The organism is Halopseudomonas sp. Lyrl_26, from assembly GCF_051948695.1.
GTDB lineage: Bacteria > Pseudomonadota > Gammaproteobacteria > Pseudomonadales > Pseudomonadaceae > Halopseudomonas > Halopseudomonas formosensis.
The window spans coordinates 259384-276486 of record NZ_JAYJLH010000003.1 but is presented as its reverse complement, the minus strand read 5'-3'; the positions used below and the strand labels follow the sequence as shown (position 1 = coordinate 276486).

Sequence of the window (17103 nt, the reverse complement as noted above, 5' to 3'; positions counted from 1 at the left end):
GACGCATGACTGACTCAATTGCCCCCCTGGTTCTGGTTGATGGCTCCTCCTATCTGTACCGGGCCTTCCACGCACTGCCGCCGCTGACCACCTCCACCGGCATGCCCACCGGGGCGGTCAAGGGCGTGCTGAACATGCTCAAGAGTCTGCGCAAGCAGTATCCGGACAGCCCCTTTGCCGTGGTCTTCGATGCCAAGGGCCCGACCTTCCGGGATGCCCTGTTCGAAAACTACAAGTCCCACCGCCCGCCCATGCCCGATGACCTGCGCGCCCAGGTCGAGCCGCTGCACGCCTGCGTGCGCGCCCTGGGCCTGCCGCTTTTGTGCGTCGAAGGGGTGGAGGCCGATGACGTGATCGGCACCCTGGCCCGACACAGCGCCGAGGCCGGCTGCCCGGTAGTGATTTCCACCGGGGACAAGGACATGGCCCAGCTGGTGGACGAACATGTCACCCTGGTCAACACCATGACCGGCACCGTACTGGATGTGGCCGGCGTGCATGAAAAGTTCGGTGTCGGCCCAGAGCTGATCATCGACTACCTGGCACTGATGGGGGACAAGGTCGACAACATACCCGGCGTGCCCGGGGTTGGCGAGAAGACCGCGCTGGGCCTGCTGACCGGGCTGGGCGGCAACATGGATGTGATCTACGCCAATCTCGACAAGGTGCCGGAGCTGCCCATCCGCGGCGCGAAGAAGCTGCCGGAGAAGCTGCTCGAGCACCGGGACATGGCCTACCTGTCGCGCCAGCTGGCAACCATCAAGGTCGACTGCGAACTGGACGTGAAGGTCGGCGAGCTGATGCCCGGTACACCGGATCGCGATGCCCTGATCGAGCTGTACCGCAGCCTCGAATTCAAGGCCTGGCTGGACGAGCTGCTGCGCGAGGCCAAGGCCGCCGGTGACAGCGTCGAGACCGTCGATCAGACCCCGGCGGTCGAGGCCGAGTACGAAACCATCCTTGATCAGCAGCGTCTGGACCACTGGCTGCAGCAGCTGCGCGAAGCCCCGCTGTTCGCCTTCGATACCGAAACCACCAGCCAGTATGCCCAGCAGGCCGAGCTGGTCGGCGTGTCCTTTGCCGTGGAGCCGCACAGAGCGGCCTATGTGCCGCTGGCCCACAGCTACATGGGCGTGCCACAGCAGCTGGATCGGGATCAGGTGCTGGGGCAGCTCAAGCCGCTGCTGGAGGACCCCGCCCGACCCAAGCTGGCACAGAATGCCAAGTACGACATCAACGTGCTTGCCCATTATGGCGTCGAAGTGCGCGGTGTGGCCTTCGACAGCATGCTCGAGTCCTACGTCCTGGACTCCACCGCCACCCGTCACGATATGGACAGCCTGGCGCTGAAGTACCTGGGCATTGGCACTACCCGCTTCGAGGACATCGCCGGCAAGGGCGCGAAACAGCTGACCTTCGACCAGATCGCCCTGGAGCAGGCCGCACCCTACGCCGCCGAGGACGCCGACATCACCCTGCGCCTGCACCGCACACTCTGGCCCCGACTGCAGGAAACCGGCGCGCTGGCCAGCGTGTTTCAGGATATCGAGATGCCGCTGATGCCGGTGCTGGCACGGATCGAGCGCACCGGGACCCTGGTTGACGCGCGCCTGCTGGGCGAGCACAGCCGCGAGCTGGGCGAGAAGATGGTCGCGCTGGAGCGCCAGGCCTTCGAGCTGGCCGGCGAGGAGTTCAACCTCGGCTCACCCAAGCAGCTGTGCGCCATTCTCTACGAGAAGCAGGGCCTGCCGGTGCTGGCCAAGACCGCCAAGGGCCAGCCCTCCACCGCCGAATCGGTCCTGGCCGAGCTGGCCGACCAGGGTCACGCCCTGCCCCAGGTGATCATGCAGCACCGCACCCTGAGCAAGCTCAAGAGCACCTACACCGACCGCCTGCCGGAGCAGATCAACCCGCGCACCGGCCGTATCCACACCAGTTACCATCAGGCGGTCACCGCCACCGGCCGGCTGTCCTCCTCGGACCCGAACCTGCAGAACATCCCGATCCGCACCGCCGAAGGGCGGCGCATCCGCCAGGCCTTCATCGCCCCCGCGGGCTACCGCATCATGGCCGCGGACTATTCGCAGATCGAGCTGCGCATCATGGCCCACCTGGCCCAGGACGAGGGCCTGCTCGATGCCTTCCGCCAGGGTCTGGACGTGCACCGCGCCACCGCCGCCGAGGTGTTCGGCGTATCGCTGGAGGAGGTCACCGCCGACCAGCGGCGCAGTGCCAAGGCGATCAACTTCGGTCTGATCTACGGCATGAGCGCCTTCGGCCTGGCCAAGCAGATCGGTGTCGATCGCAAGCAGTCCCAGGACTATATCGACCGCTACTTCGCCCGCTACCCGGGCGTGCTGCGCTACATGGAGAACACCCGCGCCCAGGCTGCGGACAAGGGTTACGTCGAGACCCTGTTCGGCCGCCGCCTGTACCTGCCGGAGATCCATTCGAAGAACCAGGCCATGCGCAAGGGTGCCGAACGCACCGCGATCAACGCGCCCATGCAGGGCACCGCAGCAGACATCATCAAGCGCGCAATGATCGAGGTGGATGCCTGGCTGCAGGACTCCGGCCTGGATGCCAAGGTAGTGATGCAGGTTCACGACGAACTGGTACTGGAGGTCCGCGAAGACCTGATCGCCCAGGTCAGCACCGGCCTGCAGCAGCGCATGAGCGCCGCCGCCAGCCTCGATGTACCACTGCTGGTGGAAACCGGTGTAGGCAATAACTGGGATGAGGCGCACTGACCGGGAACGTCGAGCACCAGCTCGATGAAGTTTGCCTGTGAGACCTTGGGGTTGCTGATGGGTTACAGGCGCGGCACCCTCGGTGATAGGCGGATGTGGAAGGCAGGGCCGTGCCGACACGCTGCAAGTACATCCTTGTAAGCTCGCGGTTTTCATCCCTGAAAACCGACGGTCGGCACAACCCTGCCTCCCACCTTCGCCGGAAACTTCTGCGCTGCTGATGGTTTTAATCCATCAGCAACACCACTGCCATCAGGCCGGGGCGGGTGTGACCCGTTGCCGGACCGTCTGCGGCCAGGGACGGCCGTAGACGAGCGCCATGGACGGCGGGGTGCGCGTCCGGCAATGGGTCACACCCGCCCCGGCCATGCACCGGACGCACAGCCACTCACAGTCACAAGCCACAAGCCACAAGCCACAAGCCACAGAAAACAAAAAACCCGCCGATAAGGCGGGTTTTCTGGCAGAAAGAGCGAGATCTTACTTGATCTTGCCTTCCTTGTAGATCACGTGCTTGCGTACAACCGGATCGTACTTCTTGATTTCGATCTTGTCGGGAGTAGTACGCTTGTTCTTGTCGGTAGTGTAGAAGTGACCAGTACCGGCAGAGGAGATCAGACGAATCAATTCACGCATGGGGCTGCTCCTTAAACCTTGATGCCGCGACCGCGGATATCAGCCAGAACGGCGTCGATACCACGCTTGTCGATGATACGCATGCCCTTGGCGGAAGTGCGCAGACGGACGAAACGCTTTTCGGATTCTACCCAGAAACGATGGTACTGCAGGTTAGGCAGAAAACGACGCTTGGTTTTGTTGTTAGCGTGGGAAACATTGTTCCCAGTCACCGGACCCTTGCCGGTCACTTGACATACTCGAGACATGGTTAACCCTCTCCAACCACTTGCCCAACCCGAACTGGTTGGAAGTCGTAAATAAGAAACTGTTGTCCAGCCGGGGCAAGCCTTCGCGCATCACTGTAAGGAGCAGATCTACAGGTGCAGCCCCGAGAAGAGCGGAGCTTTATACCAAAATGCGAAGCACCAATCAATTATTTTTCTGTCCGCAGAGCTACAAAAGACCACGTTCGGCAAAGGATACCGGCTCCCCGTCGCCGACCACCAGATGGTCCAGCACGCGGATATCCACCAGCGCCAGCGACTCCTTAAGCCGACGGGTCAGCAGCAGATCCGCCTGACTCGGCTCGGACACACCCGACGGATGGTTGTGAGTCAGGATCAGCGCAGCGGCATTGTGCGCCAGGGCGCGCTTGATCACCTCCCGGGGGTAGACGCTGGCGCTGTCCAGCGTACCGCGGAACAACTCCTCGAAGGCGATCACCCGGTGCTGGTTGTCCAGATAGAGGCAGGCAAAGACCTCGTGGGGCAGCGCGGCCAGCTGACTGCGCAGAAAGTTGCGCACCGCACCGGGAGACGTCAGGGCATCGCCGCGCTTGAGCTCCTCGAACAGGTGCCTGCGGGCCATTTCCATGACGGCCTGCAGCTGCGCATACTTGGCCGGCCCGAGCCCCGGCCGGCTGCAGAACTGCTTCTGCTCCGCCTGCAGCAGGGCGCGCAGGCTGCCGAAACTGGACAGTAACTGGCGCGCCAGGTCCACCGCACTGCAGCCGGGCACCCCGGTACGCAGGAAGATCGCCAGCAGCTCGGCATCGGACAGGGCGCCGGCGCCCTGAATGAGCAGTTTTTCCCGGGGGCGCTCGGCCGCCGGCCAATCGGTGATGGGCATGTGGTGTGCTCCTTGCATAGCTTGTACAGCCAGGCACGTACCACCCTACCGTGCAATCCGGGGCCAGAGTATATGGACCCCAGCGGCCCCGGGCCAGCCATCCATGGAAGGGGCGTGACCGGGTCGGCATATGTTATCGTTAGCGCCATTTGCCGGGCGTTCTGGAGTCTATGATGCAGCGGTTGTTTAACAAGCAGGTGGTTCTGGGAATCAGCGGCGGTATCGCTGCCTATAAAAGTGCCGAACTGGTGCGCCGGCTGAAGGATGCCGGAGCCCAGGTGCGGGTGGTGATGACCCGGGCCGCCCATGAGTTCATCACCCCCCTGACGCTGCAGGCGCTGTCCGGCAACCCGGTGCACGGCGACCTGCTGGACCCGGCTGCCGAAGCCGCCATGGGCCACATCGAGCTGGCCCGCTGGGCAGACCTGGTACTGATCGCTCCGGCCACCGCCGATCTGATGGCACGCCTGGCAACCGGACGCGGCGATGATCTGCTGACTACGCTGGTACTGGCCACCGACGCCAGCATCGCCCTGGCCCCGGCGATGAATCAGGCCATGTGGCGCGATCCGGCGACCCAGGCCAATCTCGAGACCCTGCTGCAGCGCGGCTTCCGCGTATTCGGCCCGGCCGCCGGCGAACAGGCCTGTGGCGACGTCGGCCCGGGGCGAATGCTCGAGCCGGTGGAGCTGGCCATGCGCTGCGCCGAGTGTTTCGAGCTGGGGCTGCTCAGCGGGCGGCACGTACTGATCAATGCCGGTCCCACACGGGAGGCGATCGATCCGGTGCGCTACATTTCCAATCACAGCTCCGGCAAGATGGGCTTTGCCCTGGCCGAGGCGGCGGCCGAAGCCGGTGCCCGGGTGACGCTGGTGGCCGGCCCGGTCAACCTGCCGACCCCGCCTCGGGTCCAGCGTATCGACGTGACTACCGCAGTCGAGATGCTGGCCGCCTGCGAGCAGGCACTGCCGGCGGATCTGTTCATCGCCTCGGCGGCGGTGGCCGACTACCGGCCCGCGCAGTGCGCGCCCGGCAAGCTGAAGAAGGACACCACCCGCGAGGATGGCATGACCCTGCACCTGGTACGCAACCCGGACATACTTGCCACTCTGGCCACCCACGCCCGGCGCCCGGCCTACTGCGTGGGTTTTGCCGCCGAGACCGACGATGTGCTGGGCTACGCCAGCGACAAGCTGACTCGCAAGAATCTCGATCTGATCGTGGCCAACGATGTCAGTCAGGCCGGTATCGGCTTCAACTCCGATGACAACGCCGTCACCCTGATCGACCGCAGCCTGACGCCCCAGCCCCTGCCGCAGGCCAGCAAGCAGAAGCTCGCGCGCCAGATCATTGCCCGCATCGCCCAGCACCTTAATCCACCAGCCTGAGGACGCACCATGCACGCACTGCAAGCCCGGATTCTCGACCCCCGCCTTGGTCAACAATGGCCGCTGCCCACCTATGCGACAGAGGGTTCCGCCGGGCTGGACCTGCGCGCCATGCTGGATGCACCGCTGATCCTGGAGCCGGGTCAGACCCATCTGCTGCCCACCGGACTGGCCATCCACATCGCCGATCCGGGCCTGGCGGCGATGATCCTGCCGCGCTCCGGACTGGGCCACAAGCACGGCATAGTGCTGGGCAACCTGGTGGGTCTGATCGATTCCGATTACCAGGGTGAGCTGATGGTCTCGGTGTGGAACCGCGGACACGCCAGCTTCACCATAGAACCCGGCGAGCGCATCGCCCAGCTGGTGCTGGTCCCCGTGGTCCAGGCCCGTCTGGAGGTGGTCGATGCCTTCGACGACAGCCAGCGCGGCGCAGGCGGTTTCGGCCACACCGGCAGTCACTGAATTTCCGGATCATGCAAGGAGGCACACCCGAAATGAAGCTGAAGACTCCCTCGCTCAGGCGCCAGCCGCGCAATCTGCCCGACACCCTGGTCCCGCTGCTGCTGATGCTCGCCGGGCTGGCCGCCGCCCTGGCGCTGCTCTGGCTGCTGGTGTTGGCCCCGGCGGCGGAGCGCTATCGCCAGGGTCTCAGCCAGGCCTATGCCAGCCAGCAGCAGAGTGGCCTCAACCGCACCCTGGCACGGCTGGATGCGGACCTGATCCGGATCGCCGCCAGCCCGCGACTGCAGACTTCACTGCAGCGGGGCGACCATGCCGCCCAGGTGCAGCTGCTGCGCGAGCTGCTGGGTGACGCCCTGGCGGTCCATGTGCAGCTCCCCGGCAGGGCCGATCTGATCGAGGATGCCCGGGCGCCGGTCAACTTCGCCGCACTGGACATGATCCGCCGTGCCGAGCGGGGCCAGGCAGTCCCTGCCGAAGCCCAGCAGGTCGGCAGCGACTGGCTGCTGTACATGGTCAAGCCCCTGCGCAGCTCGCCCCAGGCACCGGTTGCCGGCACCCTGCTGGCGATCTTCGATCTGCAACGCCTGACCGGCGCCCTGCCGCAGCTGCCCAGCGACGCCGGCCAGGTCAGGCTGATCCAGCAGTTTCCCAGTGGGCCGGAGCAGATGCTGTATCGCGCTGGCCATGGCCAGGGGACCGAAGTACGCCTGAATACCGACAACCCCCATTGGAAAATCAGCTTCCAGGATGGCCAGGCCATGGCTGCCGGAGCCCCCAACCCCCTGTGGCTGGCCGGCGCGATACTGCTGGCCCTGGCCGGCGCACTGGCCAGCCTGCTGTACCTGCAGCGGATCTGGGAACGCGCCCTGGCCGCCGACGCCGAGACCCTGGAGCAACTGACCCGCGGCCACAAGGCTGCCGGACTGGCCCTCGGCCCCCTGGAGCCGGTAGCCCAGCGCATCATGCAGCTGGCCAGCCAGAACGCTAACCGCCAGGCCAGCCCCGCACGCGAGCCGGCCCCACCGGTACAGACCAAGGCCGCCGCACCGGCCGCCGAGCCGCTGGCGGTGGAGGAGCTGCCCCCCCTGGACGATGTGCTGGATATCGATTTTCTCGAGGAGCCGGCGGCACTCACCGGCGGCAGGCCCGAGCTGCCGGCGGAGATCTTCCGCGCCTACGACATCCGTGGCGTGGTCGGTCGCACCCTCACCCCGGAATATGTCTACTGGCTGGGCCGCGCCATCGGCAGCGAATCCCTCGATGCCGGCCAACCGCAGGTGGCCGTCGCCCGGGACGGTCGTCTGTCCGGCCCCGAGTTGATGGCCGAGCTGATCCGCGGCCTGTGCGACAGTGGCTGCCAGGTACTGGATCTGGGCATGGTACCCACGCCGGTGCTCTACTACGCCACCCATACCACCGAGGCCAGTTCGGGGGTGATGCTCACCGGCAGCCACAACCCGCCGGACTACAATGGCCTGAAGATCGTCATCGCCGGTCAGACCCTGTCCGGCGAGCGCATTGCCGGATTGCACCAGCGCCTGCAGCAGGATCGCCTGCATGAGGGCCAGGGCAGCTGCACCGCACTGGACATACTCGACAGCTACTGCCAGCGCATCGTTGATGACGTGCTGCTGACCCGCCCGCTCAAGGTGGTGGTGGATTGCGGCAACGGTGTCGGCGGCGTGGTCGCCCAGACCCTGCTCGAGCAGCTGGGTTGCGAGGTGATACCGCTGTACTGCGAGGTGGACGGGCACTTCCCCAATCACCATCCGGACCCCGGCAAGGCAGAGAACCTGCAGGACCTGATCGAAATGGTACGCCAGCATGGCGCCGAACTGGGCCTGGCCTTCGACGGTGATGCCGATCGACTCGGCGTGGTCACCGCCAGCGGCGAGATCATCTGTGCCGACCGCCTGCTGATGCTGTTTGCCGAGGACATAGTGACCCGCAACCCGGGCGCGGACATCGTATTCGACGTCAAGTGCACCCGGCGCCTGCCGCAGCTGATCAGCCAGCTGGGCGGACGTCCGGTGATGTGGAAGTCCGGTCATTCGATGATCAAGGCCAAGATGCAGGAAGTCGGCGCCCTGTTCGGCGGCGAGATGAGCGGCCATCTGTTCTTCCAGGAGCGCTGGTACGGTTTCGATGACGGCCTGTACGCCGCCTGCCGCCTGCTGGAGCTGGTGTCCATTCTCAGCGGCGATGCGGAACAGACCACTGGCCTGTTCAGCCGCCATCCCGCGGGCTGGAACACCCCGGAGATCAATCTGGAGGTGGGCGAGCAGCGCAAGTTCGCGCTGATCGAGGCCCTGCAGAAGAATGCCGACTGGGGCGAGGATGCCCGGGTCACCGGGATCGACGGCATCCGCGTCGACTACCCTGACAGCTGGGGCCTGGTACGCGCCTCCAACACCACACCGGTGCTGGTGCTGCGCTTCGAGGCCGAGGACGCCGCCGGGCTGGAGCGTATCCGCCACCAATTCCGTGATCAGCTGGCCGCCGTGGCCCCTGACCTTGAACTGAACAACCTGTAATCAGGAGTTGAAAATCACCATGCTCAATCGTGACGCCGCCACCCAGGTCTCGCGCATTCTCACCGAAGCGCTGCCCTATATCCAGCGTTTCACCGGCAAGACCATCGTCATCAAGTACGGCGGCAACGCGATGGAAAGCGAGGAGCTGCAGTCCAGCTTCGCCAAGGATATCGTGCTGATGAAGACCGTCGGCATCAACCCTGTGGTGGTGCACGGCGGCGGTCCCCAGATCGGTGACCTGCTCAAGCGGCTGAACATTGCCAGCGAATTCATCGAGGGCATGCGCGTCACCGACAGCGCCACCATGGATGTGGTGGAGATGGTGCTCGGCGGCCAGGTGAACAAGAACATCGTCAACCTGATCAACCAGCATGGCGGCCAGGCCCTAGGCCTGACCGGCAAGGACGCCAACCTGATCCGTGCGCGCAAGCTCAAGGTCAGCCGTCGCACCCCGGGCATGAACAAGCCGGAGATCATCGACATCGGCCACGTGGGTGAAGTCACCGAGGTCAACGTCAACCTGATCAACCGGCTGATTTCCGACGATTTCATCCCGGTCATCGCCCCCATCGGTGTGGGCGAGGATGGCAAGTCCTACAACATCAATGCCGATCTCGTCGCCGGCAAAGTGGCCGAAGCGCTGAAGGCCGAGAAGCTGATGCTGCTGACCAACATCGCCGGGCTGATGGACAAGCAAGGCAACGTGCTCACCGGACTGAGCACCGCCCAGGTCGACGAGCTGATCGCCGATGGCACCATCTATGGCGGCATGCTGCCGAAGATCCGCTGCGCCCTGGATGCCGTTCAGGGTGGCGTGGGCAGTGCCATCATCGTCGACGGCCGGGTGCCCAACGCGGTTCTGCTGGAAGTCTTCACCGATACCGGTGTCGGCACCCTGATTACCAATCAACAACAGGATTGATCGCAATGCAGCAAGAGGATTTCCGTTTCAGCACCCCATTGCGGGTGCGCTGGGCCGAGGTCGACCCGCAGAGCATCGTGTTCAACGGGCACTACCTGACCTACTGCGATGTGGGCATCACCGAGTACTTCCGCGCTCTGCGCGCCGCTACCCCCGATGCCGGCATTGTCGGCAGCGACTTCTTTGCCGTACGTACGGTACTGGATTATCAGGCACCGGCCATGTTCGACGACCTGCTGGACATCCATGTGCGCATTGCCCGGCTGGGCAACAGCAGCCTGCAGTTCGCCATCGGCATCTATCGGGACGGGGAGTTGCTGGTAAAGGGGGAAATTGTCTACGTCCATGCGGACATGCAGACCCGCCGGCCGGCGCCCTTCGACCCGGCGTTTCGCCAAGCCGTGCATGCCTTTGAAAGCAAGGCGCCCGAGGACTCCAGCGCCACACCGGCCTGAGACGGGCCGATTGCCGGCCGGGACATTGCCCCGGCCGTGCCGGTTCAGGCAGTGGAGCCCACCAGCTGGCTGCGCAACCGGGCTCCATGCAGCAGGTTGTCCGCCAGCGGGCAGCGACGCTCCACCTCCTCCAGAAACTCCTGCTTCTGCGCTTCGGTCAGATCGGCATCGATGTCCACCCGCATGCGGATTTCCTGAAAGCCCGGGCGCACCTCCGGATTGCGGCCCAGCAGACCATCGGGATCATAGTCCGCCTCGATCTCGAAGCGCATGCCGCGCAGCTCTATCCGGCGCTGATGCGCAACAAAGCGACCGATGGTTCCGAAACAGCCGCCCAGAGCGGCAAGCACCATATCCAATGGCGTCGGACCGGTATCGGTGCCGGCGGCGGTGCGCGGCTGATCCATCAGTACCTGATGCTGACCGCACTGCATGCTGATGGCAAAGCCCTGACCCAGCCTGCCGGCGACTTGCATGGTTCTCAATGCCATGGTTTCACCTCCGCTTGCCGGTGTTGATCCGCAGCATCGCATACAGCGGGCAGAAGCTGATGAACGCGGTTGCCAGCAGAATCACCCCCAGCCAGCCCCACCAGCCGATTACCCCGAACAGGCTCAGCCCGATCAGCACCAGACCGGCAACGACACGCAGTAAGCGATCCAAACTTCCAATATTCACTTGCATGATTCCGCCCCTCAGCAGATTGTAACGAGCCAGGCACCAGGCCGGCCTCAGAAACTGAACACCTTGCGATCATTCTCCAGCAGGCTGCGTGCCATCGCATCGGGCGTCGCCACGCCAACACCCTCTTTCAACGCCTCCCTGGCATGTCCGCTGTTGGGCAGGTACAAGGCACAGACCGAGGCGGTGGCCCCCTTGCCCAGCGCTGCGGAAAGCAACTGCGCCGGCGTGACATCGTTCGGCTTCAGCGGCTCGCCTCCTGCCTCCTTCAGCGCCAGGTCGCCGGCCTGGTCGCACAACAGGATATCCACCTGCGCGCCCTGCTCCTGCATCTGGTTCGCCAGCACCATCGCCATGCCCTGGGTCATGCCACTGGCATCACTCAGGGTGACGGTCACCGGCCTTGCTTCGGCCAGCAGTCCAGAGCTTGCGCCCAGCAACACCAATGCTCCAATGGCTCTTTTCATCTTTTAGCTCCCATTTCCGGGTTTCAGGGTCTGTAGATCTTGTCCGGGTTCATCTTCGGGCTCCAGGGCAGCCCCGAGTTCTGCCAGCCGTTCAGCAGACGAAAGCCCGCTTGCTCGCCATCCTTGATGCTGTCGCCCTGGAAGCCATTGATCACATAGCGGGCATTGGCAAAGCCGTTGTCACGCAGATACCGGGCACTGGGTTCACCACGCTCACTGCCGGAGCGGCACAGGGTGATGATTTCCGTATCCGCTGGCAGGCCGCGACGCTCCAGTTCGGCAGCAATCTCGGCGCTGAAACGCGGATTGCGCTCCAGCTGGAAGGTATCCCGCTCGCCGTTCCAGGCGTTACGATCCACGATCAGATAGGGAATGTTCACATGCACGCTGTCGGTGAAGCCGGTGAACATGATCTCCACCGGATCACGCACGTCGACAAATAGAAAGTCATCCTCTCCCGCTGCCAGCCGGGCCTGCACGTCAGCGCCCTGCACGCCGATTTCAACTGCCTGAATCTGAGCTGCCAACAAGCAACCCAACATGACACCAGCCGCTCTGCGCATTTCGCCTCCCGACTACACAGCGTTGCATTACCGCAAATTCAAGATAGTACTAATTTAGATAACTCTAATAAATAAAGCAAGCGCTCAGCTCAAGCGACCACCGCATGTCGCTTGATTCTAAATTAGTTATTGCTAATATTTGGGCAAACACGCCTGCCTCGGATACAGGGAGAACCACAGCCATGAGCTACAACGACAACAATCCCTTGACCCGGCGACGCTTGCTACAACTGGGCGCCCTCGGTACTGGCGCTCTACTGTTGCCGCTGTCCAGCGCCACTGCGGCACCACAGAAGCTCAGGAGCTCGGCACGTATTGTCATCGTCGGTGCCGGTGCCGGCGGGCTGGCGCTGGCCTCGCGGCTGACCACCAGCCTCGAGGGTGCCGACATCACGCTGGTCGACGCCCGCCGGGAACACTTCTACCAGCCCGGTTTCACGCTGGTGGCTGCCGGTATCAAGCCAGCTGACTACCCGGCTGGGCCGGGCGATGCTGGTCGAGTTCGACTACGAGAACAATCTGATGCCCTCGTTCCCTGGCCTGATCGCCCCGCTGGAGGAGCTGTGGGTCAGCTGGGTAATGAAGACCATGGGTCTGAAACCCACCTATATCAGCATGCTGCGCGGCCGCGCCTGAGCAACCAGAGGAGACCGAACCGTGAGAGAACTCGACCCTATCGTGCTGCTGGCGGTATTTCAGGAAATGCTCGGTGCGCCGCTGCTGTGGCTGCTGATCATCCTCTGCATCGTCACGCCGCTGGCGTTTATCACCCTGCTGCTACGTGAACGCCGCCTGGTATCCAGCCACATGCTCTACAGTCAGGCGGCCGGACTGCTCGGTGGCGGGCTGGCTCTGGTGCTGATGGCCAGGGTATCGTCCTCCGGCTTCACCGATGCCGGTGGTCCGGCGGACTGGCTGCTGATCGGGCTGATCTTCGGCCTGGGCCTGATCGTGACCACCCTGACGCTGTACAGCATTGCCGGCTGGACGCAGGCGCTGCGGCGCAGCAGCCAGCCCCCTCTATCGGAGTGAGCACATGTGGGATCAACGCTACGCCAGTGACGAGTTTGTCTATGGCACCCGACCCAACCTGTTCCTCGCCGAGCATGCACAGTTGCTGACCGGGCCGGTGCTCAGTCTGGCCGAAGGCGAAGGACGTAATGCCGTGTATCTGGCCAGCCTCGGCCTTGACGTGCTGGGTGTGGATGCCTCCGCAGTCGGCCTGAGCAAGGCGCATAAACTGGCCGAGGCACAGGGAGTCCGTATCCGCACCCAAGTGGCTGATCTGACGCGCTACCAGCCACAGGCAAAGAGCTTCGGCTCGTGCATCTCGATCTTTGCCCACTTACCCAGCCAGGCCCGCCGCCACCTGCATCGACAGATCGCGGCGGCGCTCAGGCCCAACGGCATCTTCCTGCTGGAGGGCTACAGTCAGGCCCAGCTCTCGCGCCACACCGGCGGCCCGAAAGCTCCCGATATGCTGCTTGATGCCGGAGAACTGGCCGGGGAGTTGCCCGACTGCGAATTGCTGCTGTGCCGGGAAGTGGAGCGCGAGGTAATCGAAGGCAGTCTGCATACCGGCATGGCCAGCGTGGTACAGCTGATCGCCAGAAAAACCTGTCTATAACCGGCATTACGCCATTATCCAATCCAGCGGGGCTACCAGAATGATCTTCCGACAACTGTTCGACACCAGCTCATCCACCTACACCTATCTGCTGGCCGATGCAGAGCATGGCCAGGCGCTGCTGATTGACCCGGTGTTCAGCCAGGCCGGACGCGATCTGGCATTGATCAGCGAGCTGGGGTTGAAGCTGACCCTGGTGGTCGACACCCATGCCCACGCCGACCATGTCACTGCTGCCTGGCTGCTGAAACAGAAAACCGGCTGCCGCATTGCCTCAGCCAGGGTAATAGGTGCCGAGCACGTTGACCTGCCGCTGGACGATGGCCAGACCTTCGGTGTCGCTGGCATCACCCTGCGCGCCATTGCCACCCCCGGGCACACCAACGGCTGCATGAGCTATGTGCTGGAGGATCAGAGCATGGTGTTCACTGGCGATACACTGCTGATCCGAGGCTGTGGCCGCAGTGACTTCCAGCAGGGCAGTGCCAAGAAGCTGTATCACTCCCTTACCCAGAAGCTGTTCAGGCTGCCAGATGCCTGTCTGGTCTACCCCGGCCACGATTACCATGGTCGCACCGTCAGCAGTATAAGAGAGGAGAAAGCCTTCAACGTGCGGGTTGGCGCTCAGGCGAACCAGACTGACTTCATCGAGTTCATGCACGCCATGCGCCTGCCCCATCCGAAGCTGATTGACGAAGCGGTACCGGCCAACCTGCGCAGCGGCTGCCCGGAGGACGGCAGGCTCCCTGCGGTGCCCGATTGGGCGGATATCCGCCTGAACTACGGCGGTGTCCCGGAAGTCGACGCCGATTGGCTGCACAACCACCTGGACAGGGTCACCGTGCTGGATGTGCGGCTGAACGAAGAGGCTGACGACTGCAGCATCTCCAGTAAGCTGGTGGACATTCACATCCCCTTAGACCAGTTACGCGAACGCACGGCGGATGTACCCGACGACAAGCCGGTGGTTACCCTGTGCCGCTCCGGTCGCCGCTCGGCACTGGCAGTGAACATTCTGCAGGAGGCCGGCTTTGACCGGGTAGCCAGCCTGAGCCATGGGCTCATGGGCATGAGCCAGGCTTAAGGCTCCGATGACAGCTGATCGCCTGTCCCGCTGGCTGCCCTGCAATCACTGGCTGCGGCACTACAACCGCAACCTCGCCGGTCAGGATGCACTGGCGGCGATAATTGTCACCCTGATGCTGATCCCCCAGAGCCTGGCCTACGCCATGCTCGCGGGGTTGCCACCGATCACCGGGCTCTATGCCAGCATGCTGCCACTGCTGCTGTACGCGCTGTTCGGCACCAGCAGCAGTCTGGCGGTGGGGCCGGTGGCGGTGGTATCGTTAATGACCGCTGCGGCCCTGCAGCCGCTGTTCCCTGCCGGCAGCGCCGACTATATCGCCGCAGCCATGTTGCTGGCCTTGATGTCCGGCGTCCTGTTGTTGTGCATGGCCGTGCTGAAGCTCGGTTTTCTGGCCAACTTTCTCAGTCATCCGGTAATTTCAGGCTTTATTTCCGCCTCCGCCATCCTTATCGCTCTTGGCCAGTTGCGTCATCTGCTGGGCCTGCCCGCCGCCGGGGATAACGCACTGGCCATGGCCGTGCACCTGTGGCAGGCCGCGCCGGACACACACTGGCCAACCTTGCTGACCGGCGTCTGCAGCCTGATTCTGCTGTTTCTGGCGCGCTTTCGATTCACCTCGTGGCTACAACGCCTGGGCTGTAACGAGACGCTGGCCGGCCACATCGGGCGCACCGGACCGGTGCTCATCCTGCTGCTGGCCATACTGCTGGCAAGCTGGCTTGATCTGGCTGACGCCGGGGTCAGCGTGGTGGGCAACGTACCCGCCGGCCTGCCCAGCCTGACGCTACCGAGCTGGAATACCGCTCTTGCCATACAGTTACTGCCGGCAGCGCTGCTGATCAGCCTGGTCGGCTTCGTCGAGTCGGTCTCGGTCGGACAGACCCTGGCCGCCAGACGCCGAGAACGCGTCGAGCCCAACCAGGAGCTGGTCGGACTAGGCACAGCCAATATCGCCTCTGCGATCAGTGGCGGCTTTCCGATAACCGGAGGTTTTGCCCGTTCAGTGGTCAATCATGATGCCGGGGCCCGCACCCCGATGGCGGGTGCCTTCAGTGCTCTGGGTATTGCCCTGACGGTGCTGCTACTTACCCCGCTGCTGCATAACCTGCCCCACGCGGTACTAGCGGCCACCATCATCATGGCGGTGCTCAGCCTGATGGATCTTGACGCACTGCGCCGCACCTGGGCTTATTCCCGTCCTGATGCACTGGCCATCGCCGTGACCATGCTCGGCGTACTGCTGGTGGGGGTTGAAGCCGGCATTCTGCTCGGTGTCGGCCTGTCCCTACTGTTGTTTCTCAAGCGCACCAGCGAGCCGCACATTGCGGTGGTCGGCCAGCTGCCGGGCAGCGAGCATTTTCGCAATGTGCGGCGCCACCCGGTGATACAGAGTCCCAGCGTACTGTCCATCCGGGTGGATGAAAGCCTGTACTTTCCCAACGCGCGCTATCTTGAAGACCAGGTGGCCAAACAGGTCAGCGAGCATCCGGGCGTTCGTCATCTGGTGCTGATGTGCTCGGCAGTCAACCTGATTGACGCCAGCGCGCTGGCCAGCCTGCAGGCCATATGCGAACGGCTGCGGGAGGCGCATATCCAGTTACATCTGTCAGAAGTGAAAGGCCCGGTGATGGATCAGTTGCGCCGCTCGCCGTTTCTCGACAAACTGAGTGGGCAGGTTTTCCTCAGCCAGTATGCCGCACTGCTGGCGCTGGACCCACAGACCACCCGGCTGGCTCTGGACAATAAGGCCACGGTGATCAGCAAACCGGCGTAGGGAAACGATGCCGGACGTGGTAGGGAGTCAGTCAGCCAGCAGCTGCGACAGGCGCTGGCGGCGCTCGGCAAAGGCGCCATTGACCGTGTCTATTTCCTTGCGGTTACTGGCGATCTGGCGTTCCAGACGCCCCCGCTCCGCGTCTATGTCTTCCAGTTGGCGCAACAGTCTCTGGTCTACCTCGCGCCCGGCCCGTTCCTGGCTGGCAGCACGACTCTGGATATCGTCCCGCTGGCTGCGCAGGGTCATCAGGCCGGCCTCGGCGGTAGCAATCAGACCCTCGATCTGCTGGATCTGCCGGGCGTGGGCGCGGTCCAGATCAGCCACACTGGAGTACAGTCGAAGCAAGGTCTCGTCGGCAGCACGCTGACGCTGCTGCTCCTCGGCGGCGGTACGTGCGGCCCGCAGTTCCTCAGGGCTGGGGGCCGGTGGTACCACCTGCTTCACCCGGCCGTCCCGGTCCAGTACCTCGTACCCGCGAGAGACATACTGGGGTGGCACGCTGCTGTCGAGCACCGTCACCCCCCTGTCGTTGACGTAGCGGTACAGCTCTGCGGCATCGACGCTTGCCACGGAGCCCGCCAGCCATGCCACTACCACCGGATACCAGACCTTCTTGTACATAACGGGACCACCCTGTCCTG

Annotated in this window: 19 protein-coding genes and 1 pseudogene; 12 read left to right on the top strand and 8 right to left on the bottom strand. The window is 63.9% G+C overall.

What is annotated here, in order from left to right; all coding sequences use genetic code 11:
- Positions 1-5: 5 nt before the first annotated feature.
- Positions 6-2750, top strand: coding sequence for a DNA polymerase I (gene polA, locus VF673_RS06510; protein WP_440291317.1), 2745 nt, complete (start codon positions 6-8; stop codon positions 2748-2750).
- Between the two features lie 480 nt (positions 2751-3230).
- Here the strand turns inward: polA and rpmG are convergent, their stop codons facing one another.
- The 3 genes from rpmG to radC all read right to left on the bottom strand — a co-directional run bounded on the left by rpmG (position 3231) and on the right by radC (position 4496).
- Entirely contained in the window at positions 3231-3386 is a 156-nt protein-coding gene (gene rpmG / locus VF673_RS06505) for a 50S ribosomal protein L33 (RefSeq protein WP_003177274.1), read from the bottom strand.
- A gap of 11 nt (positions 3387-3397) precedes the next feature.
- A complete protein-coding gene (rpmB, locus tag VF673_RS06500) occupies positions 3398-3634 on the bottom strand; it encodes a 50S ribosomal protein L28 (protein WP_090540403.1) in 237 nt (78 codons plus the stop codon).
- A gap of 187 nt (positions 3635-3821) precedes the next feature.
- Positions 3822-4496 carry a RadC family protein gene (radC, locus tag VF673_RS06495; protein ID WP_090540405.1) on the bottom strand — a complete coding sequence of 225 codons (675 nt, stop codon included), beginning with the start codon at positions 4494-4496 and terminating at the stop codon, positions 3822-3824.
- Positions 4497-4669: 173 nt separating this feature from the next.
- Here radC and coaBC point away from each other — a divergent pair, with 173 nt between their 5' ends.
- Genes coaBC through VF673_RS06470 form a run of 5 tightly spaced genes read left to right on the top strand, consistent with a single transcriptional unit; the run spans position 4670 to position 10260 of the window.
- The gene (gene coaBC / locus VF673_RS06490; protein ID WP_440291316.1) at positions 4670-5884 is read left to right on the top strand and encodes a bifunctional phosphopantothenoylcysteine decarboxylase/phosphopantothenate--cysteine ligase CoaBC; all 1215 of its coding nucleotides are present in this window, start codon (positions 4670-4672) and stop codon (positions 5882-5884) included.
- Positions 5885-5893: 9 nt separating this feature from the next.
- Positions 5894-6349, top strand: coding sequence for a dUTP diphosphatase (dut, locus tag VF673_RS06485; RefSeq protein WP_090540409.1), 456 nt, complete (start codon positions 5894-5896; stop codon positions 6347-6349).
- A 32-nt stretch (positions 6350-6381) separates the two neighbouring features.
- Complete coding sequence (locus VF673_RS06480; RefSeq protein ID WP_440291315.1) at positions 6382-8883, top strand: phosphomannomutase/phosphoglucomutase; 2502 nt, start codon at positions 6382-6384, stop codon at positions 8881-8883.
- 19 nt (positions 8884-8902) lie between these two features.
- Positions 8903-9805: an acetylglutamate kinase gene (gene argB, locus VF673_RS06475; RefSeq protein ID WP_440291314.1), complete on the top strand. Its 903-nt coding sequence runs from the start codon at positions 8903-8905 to the stop codon at positions 9803-9805.
- A 5-nt stretch (positions 9806-9810) separates the two neighbouring features.
- Positions 9811-10260 carry an acyl-CoA thioesterase gene (locus tag VF673_RS06470; RefSeq protein ID WP_440291313.1) on the top strand — a complete coding sequence of 150 codons (450 nt, stop codon included), beginning with the start codon at positions 9811-9813 and terminating at the stop codon, positions 10258-10260.
- A gap of 44 nt (positions 10261-10304) precedes the next feature.
- Here VF673_RS06470 and VF673_RS06465 read toward each other — a convergent pair whose 3' ends face one another.
- The 4 genes from VF673_RS06465 to VF673_RS06450 are packed head-to-tail and all read right to left on the bottom strand — an operon-like array spanning position 10305 to position 11935.
- Entirely contained in the window at positions 10305-10751 is a 447-nt protein-coding gene (locus tag VF673_RS06465) for an OsmC family protein (RefSeq protein WP_440291312.1), read from the bottom strand.
- Positions 10752-10755: 4 nt separating this feature from the next.
- A complete protein-coding gene (locus VF673_RS06460) occupies positions 10756-10944 on the bottom strand; it encodes a YgaP family membrane protein (RefSeq protein ID WP_440291311.1) in 189 nt (62 codons plus the stop codon).
- Positions 10945-10991: 47 nt separating this feature from the next.
- Positions 10992-11408 (bottom strand): hypothetical protein, encoded by a 417-nt coding sequence (locus VF673_RS06455; RefSeq protein ID WP_440291310.1) that lies wholly within the window; start codon positions 11406-11408, stop codon positions 10992-10994.
- Between the two features lie 23 nt (positions 11409-11431).
- Positions 11432-11935, bottom strand: a complete 504-nt coding sequence (locus tag VF673_RS06450; RefSeq protein WP_440291309.1) for a rhodanese-like domain-containing protein — start codon at positions 11933-11935, stop codon at positions 11432-11434.
- Positions 11936-12075: 140 nt separating this feature from the next.
- Here VF673_RS06450 and VF673_RS06445 point away from each other — a divergent pair.
- From VF673_RS06445 to VF673_RS06420, 6 genes and pseudogenes are all read left to right on the top strand, one after another.
- Positions 12076-12372: pseudogene (locus tag VF673_RS06445) on the top strand (hypothetical protein); the annotation flags it as partial.
- 88 nt (positions 12373-12460) lie between these two features.
- Positions 12461-12607 (top strand): hypothetical protein, encoded by a 147-nt coding sequence (locus VF673_RS06440; RefSeq protein WP_440291397.1) that lies wholly within the window; start codon positions 12461-12463, stop codon positions 12605-12607.
- A gap of 21 nt (positions 12608-12628) precedes the next feature.
- Positions 12629-13003, top strand: coding sequence for a DUF5368 family protein (locus VF673_RS06435; RefSeq protein ID WP_440291308.1), 375 nt, complete (start codon positions 12629-12631; stop codon positions 13001-13003).
- 4 nt (positions 13004-13007) lie between these two features.
- Positions 13008-13598, top strand: coding sequence for a class I SAM-dependent methyltransferase (locus VF673_RS06430; protein ID WP_440291307.1), 591 nt, complete (start codon positions 13008-13010; stop codon positions 13596-13598).
- A gap of 40 nt (positions 13599-13638) precedes the next feature.
- Positions 13639-14682 (top strand): MBL fold metallo-hydrolase, encoded by a 1044-nt coding sequence (locus VF673_RS06425; RefSeq protein ID WP_440291306.1) that lies wholly within the window; start codon positions 13639-13641, stop codon positions 14680-14682.
- Between the two features lie 7 nt (positions 14683-14689).
- Entirely contained in the window at positions 14690-16459 is a 1770-nt protein-coding gene (locus VF673_RS06420; protein WP_440291305.1) for a SulP family inorganic anion transporter, read from the top strand.
- 27 nt (positions 16460-16486) lie between these two features.
- Here the strand turns inward: VF673_RS06420 and VF673_RS06415 are convergent, their stop codons facing one another.
- On the bottom strand, positions 16487-17083 hold the full coding sequence (locus VF673_RS06415) for a DUF4124 domain-containing protein (RefSeq protein WP_440291304.1): 597 nt from the start codon (positions 17081-17083) through the stop codon (positions 16487-16489).
- Positions 17084-17103: the final 20 nt, after the last annotated feature.

Bases quoted from the DNA above. Each gene is read 5' to 3' on its own strand.
- VF673_RS06430 (WP_440291307.1), top strand. From the start codon at position 13,008: ATGTGGGATCAACGCTACGCCAGTGACGAGTTTGTCTATGGCACCCGA.
- rpmG (WP_003177274.1), bottom strand. From the start codon at position 3,386: ATGCGTGAATTGATTCGTCTGATCTCCTCTGCCGGTACTGGTCACTTC.
- dut (WP_090540409.1), top strand. From the start codon at position 5,894: ATGCACGCACTGCAAGCCCGGATTCTCGACCCCCGCCTTGGTCAACAA.
- VF673_RS06465 (WP_440291312.1), bottom strand. From the start codon at position 10,751: ATGGCATTGAGAACCATGCAAGTCGCCGGCAGGCTGGGTCAGGGCTTT.
- VF673_RS06480 (WP_440291315.1), top strand. From the start codon at position 6,382: ATGAAGCTGAAGACTCCCTCGCTCAGGCGCCAGCCGCGCAATCTGCCC.
- polA (WP_440291317.1), top strand. From the start codon at position 6: ATGACTGACTCAATTGCCCCCCTGGTTCTGGTTGATGGCTCCTCCTAT.
- rpmB (WP_090540403.1), bottom strand. From the start codon at position 3,634: ATGTCTCGAGTATGTCAAGTGACCGGCAAGGGTCCGGTGACTGGGAAC.
- VF673_RS06425 (WP_440291306.1), top strand. From the start codon at position 13,639: ATGATCTTCCGACAACTGTTCGACACCAGCTCATCCACCTACACCTAT.
- coaBC (WP_440291316.1), top strand. From the start codon at position 4,670: ATGCAGCGGTTGTTTAACAAGCAGGTGGTTCTGGGAATCAGCGGCGGT.
- VF673_RS06460 (WP_440291311.1), bottom strand. From the start codon at position 10,944: ATGCAAGTGAATATTGGAAGTTTGGATCGCTTACTGCGTGTCGTTGCC.
- VF673_RS06470 (WP_440291313.1), top strand. From the start codon at position 9,811: ATGCAGCAAGAGGATTTCCGTTTCAGCACCCCATTGCGGGTGCGCTGG.
- argB (WP_440291314.1), top strand. From the start codon at position 8,903: ATGCTCAATCGTGACGCCGCCACCCAGGTCTCGCGCATTCTCACCGAA.
- VF673_RS06455 (WP_440291310.1), bottom strand. From the start codon at position 11,408: ATGAAAAGAGCCATTGGAGCATTGGTGTTGCTGGGCGCAAGCTCTGGA.
- radC (WP_090540405.1), bottom strand. From the start codon at position 4,496: ATGCCCATCACCGATTGGCCGGCGGCCGAGCGCCCCCGGGAAAAACTG.
- VF673_RS06440 (WP_440291397.1), top strand. From the start codon at position 12,461: ATGCTGGTCGAGTTCGACTACGAGAACAATCTGATGCCCTCGTTCCCT.
- VF673_RS06415 (WP_440291304.1), bottom strand. From the start codon at position 17,083: ATGTACAAGAAGGTCTGGTATCCGGTGGTAGTGGCATGGCTGGCGGGC.
- VF673_RS06420 (WP_440291305.1), top strand. From the start codon at position 14,690: ATGACAGCTGATCGCCTGTCCCGCTGGCTGCCCTGCAATCACTGGCTG.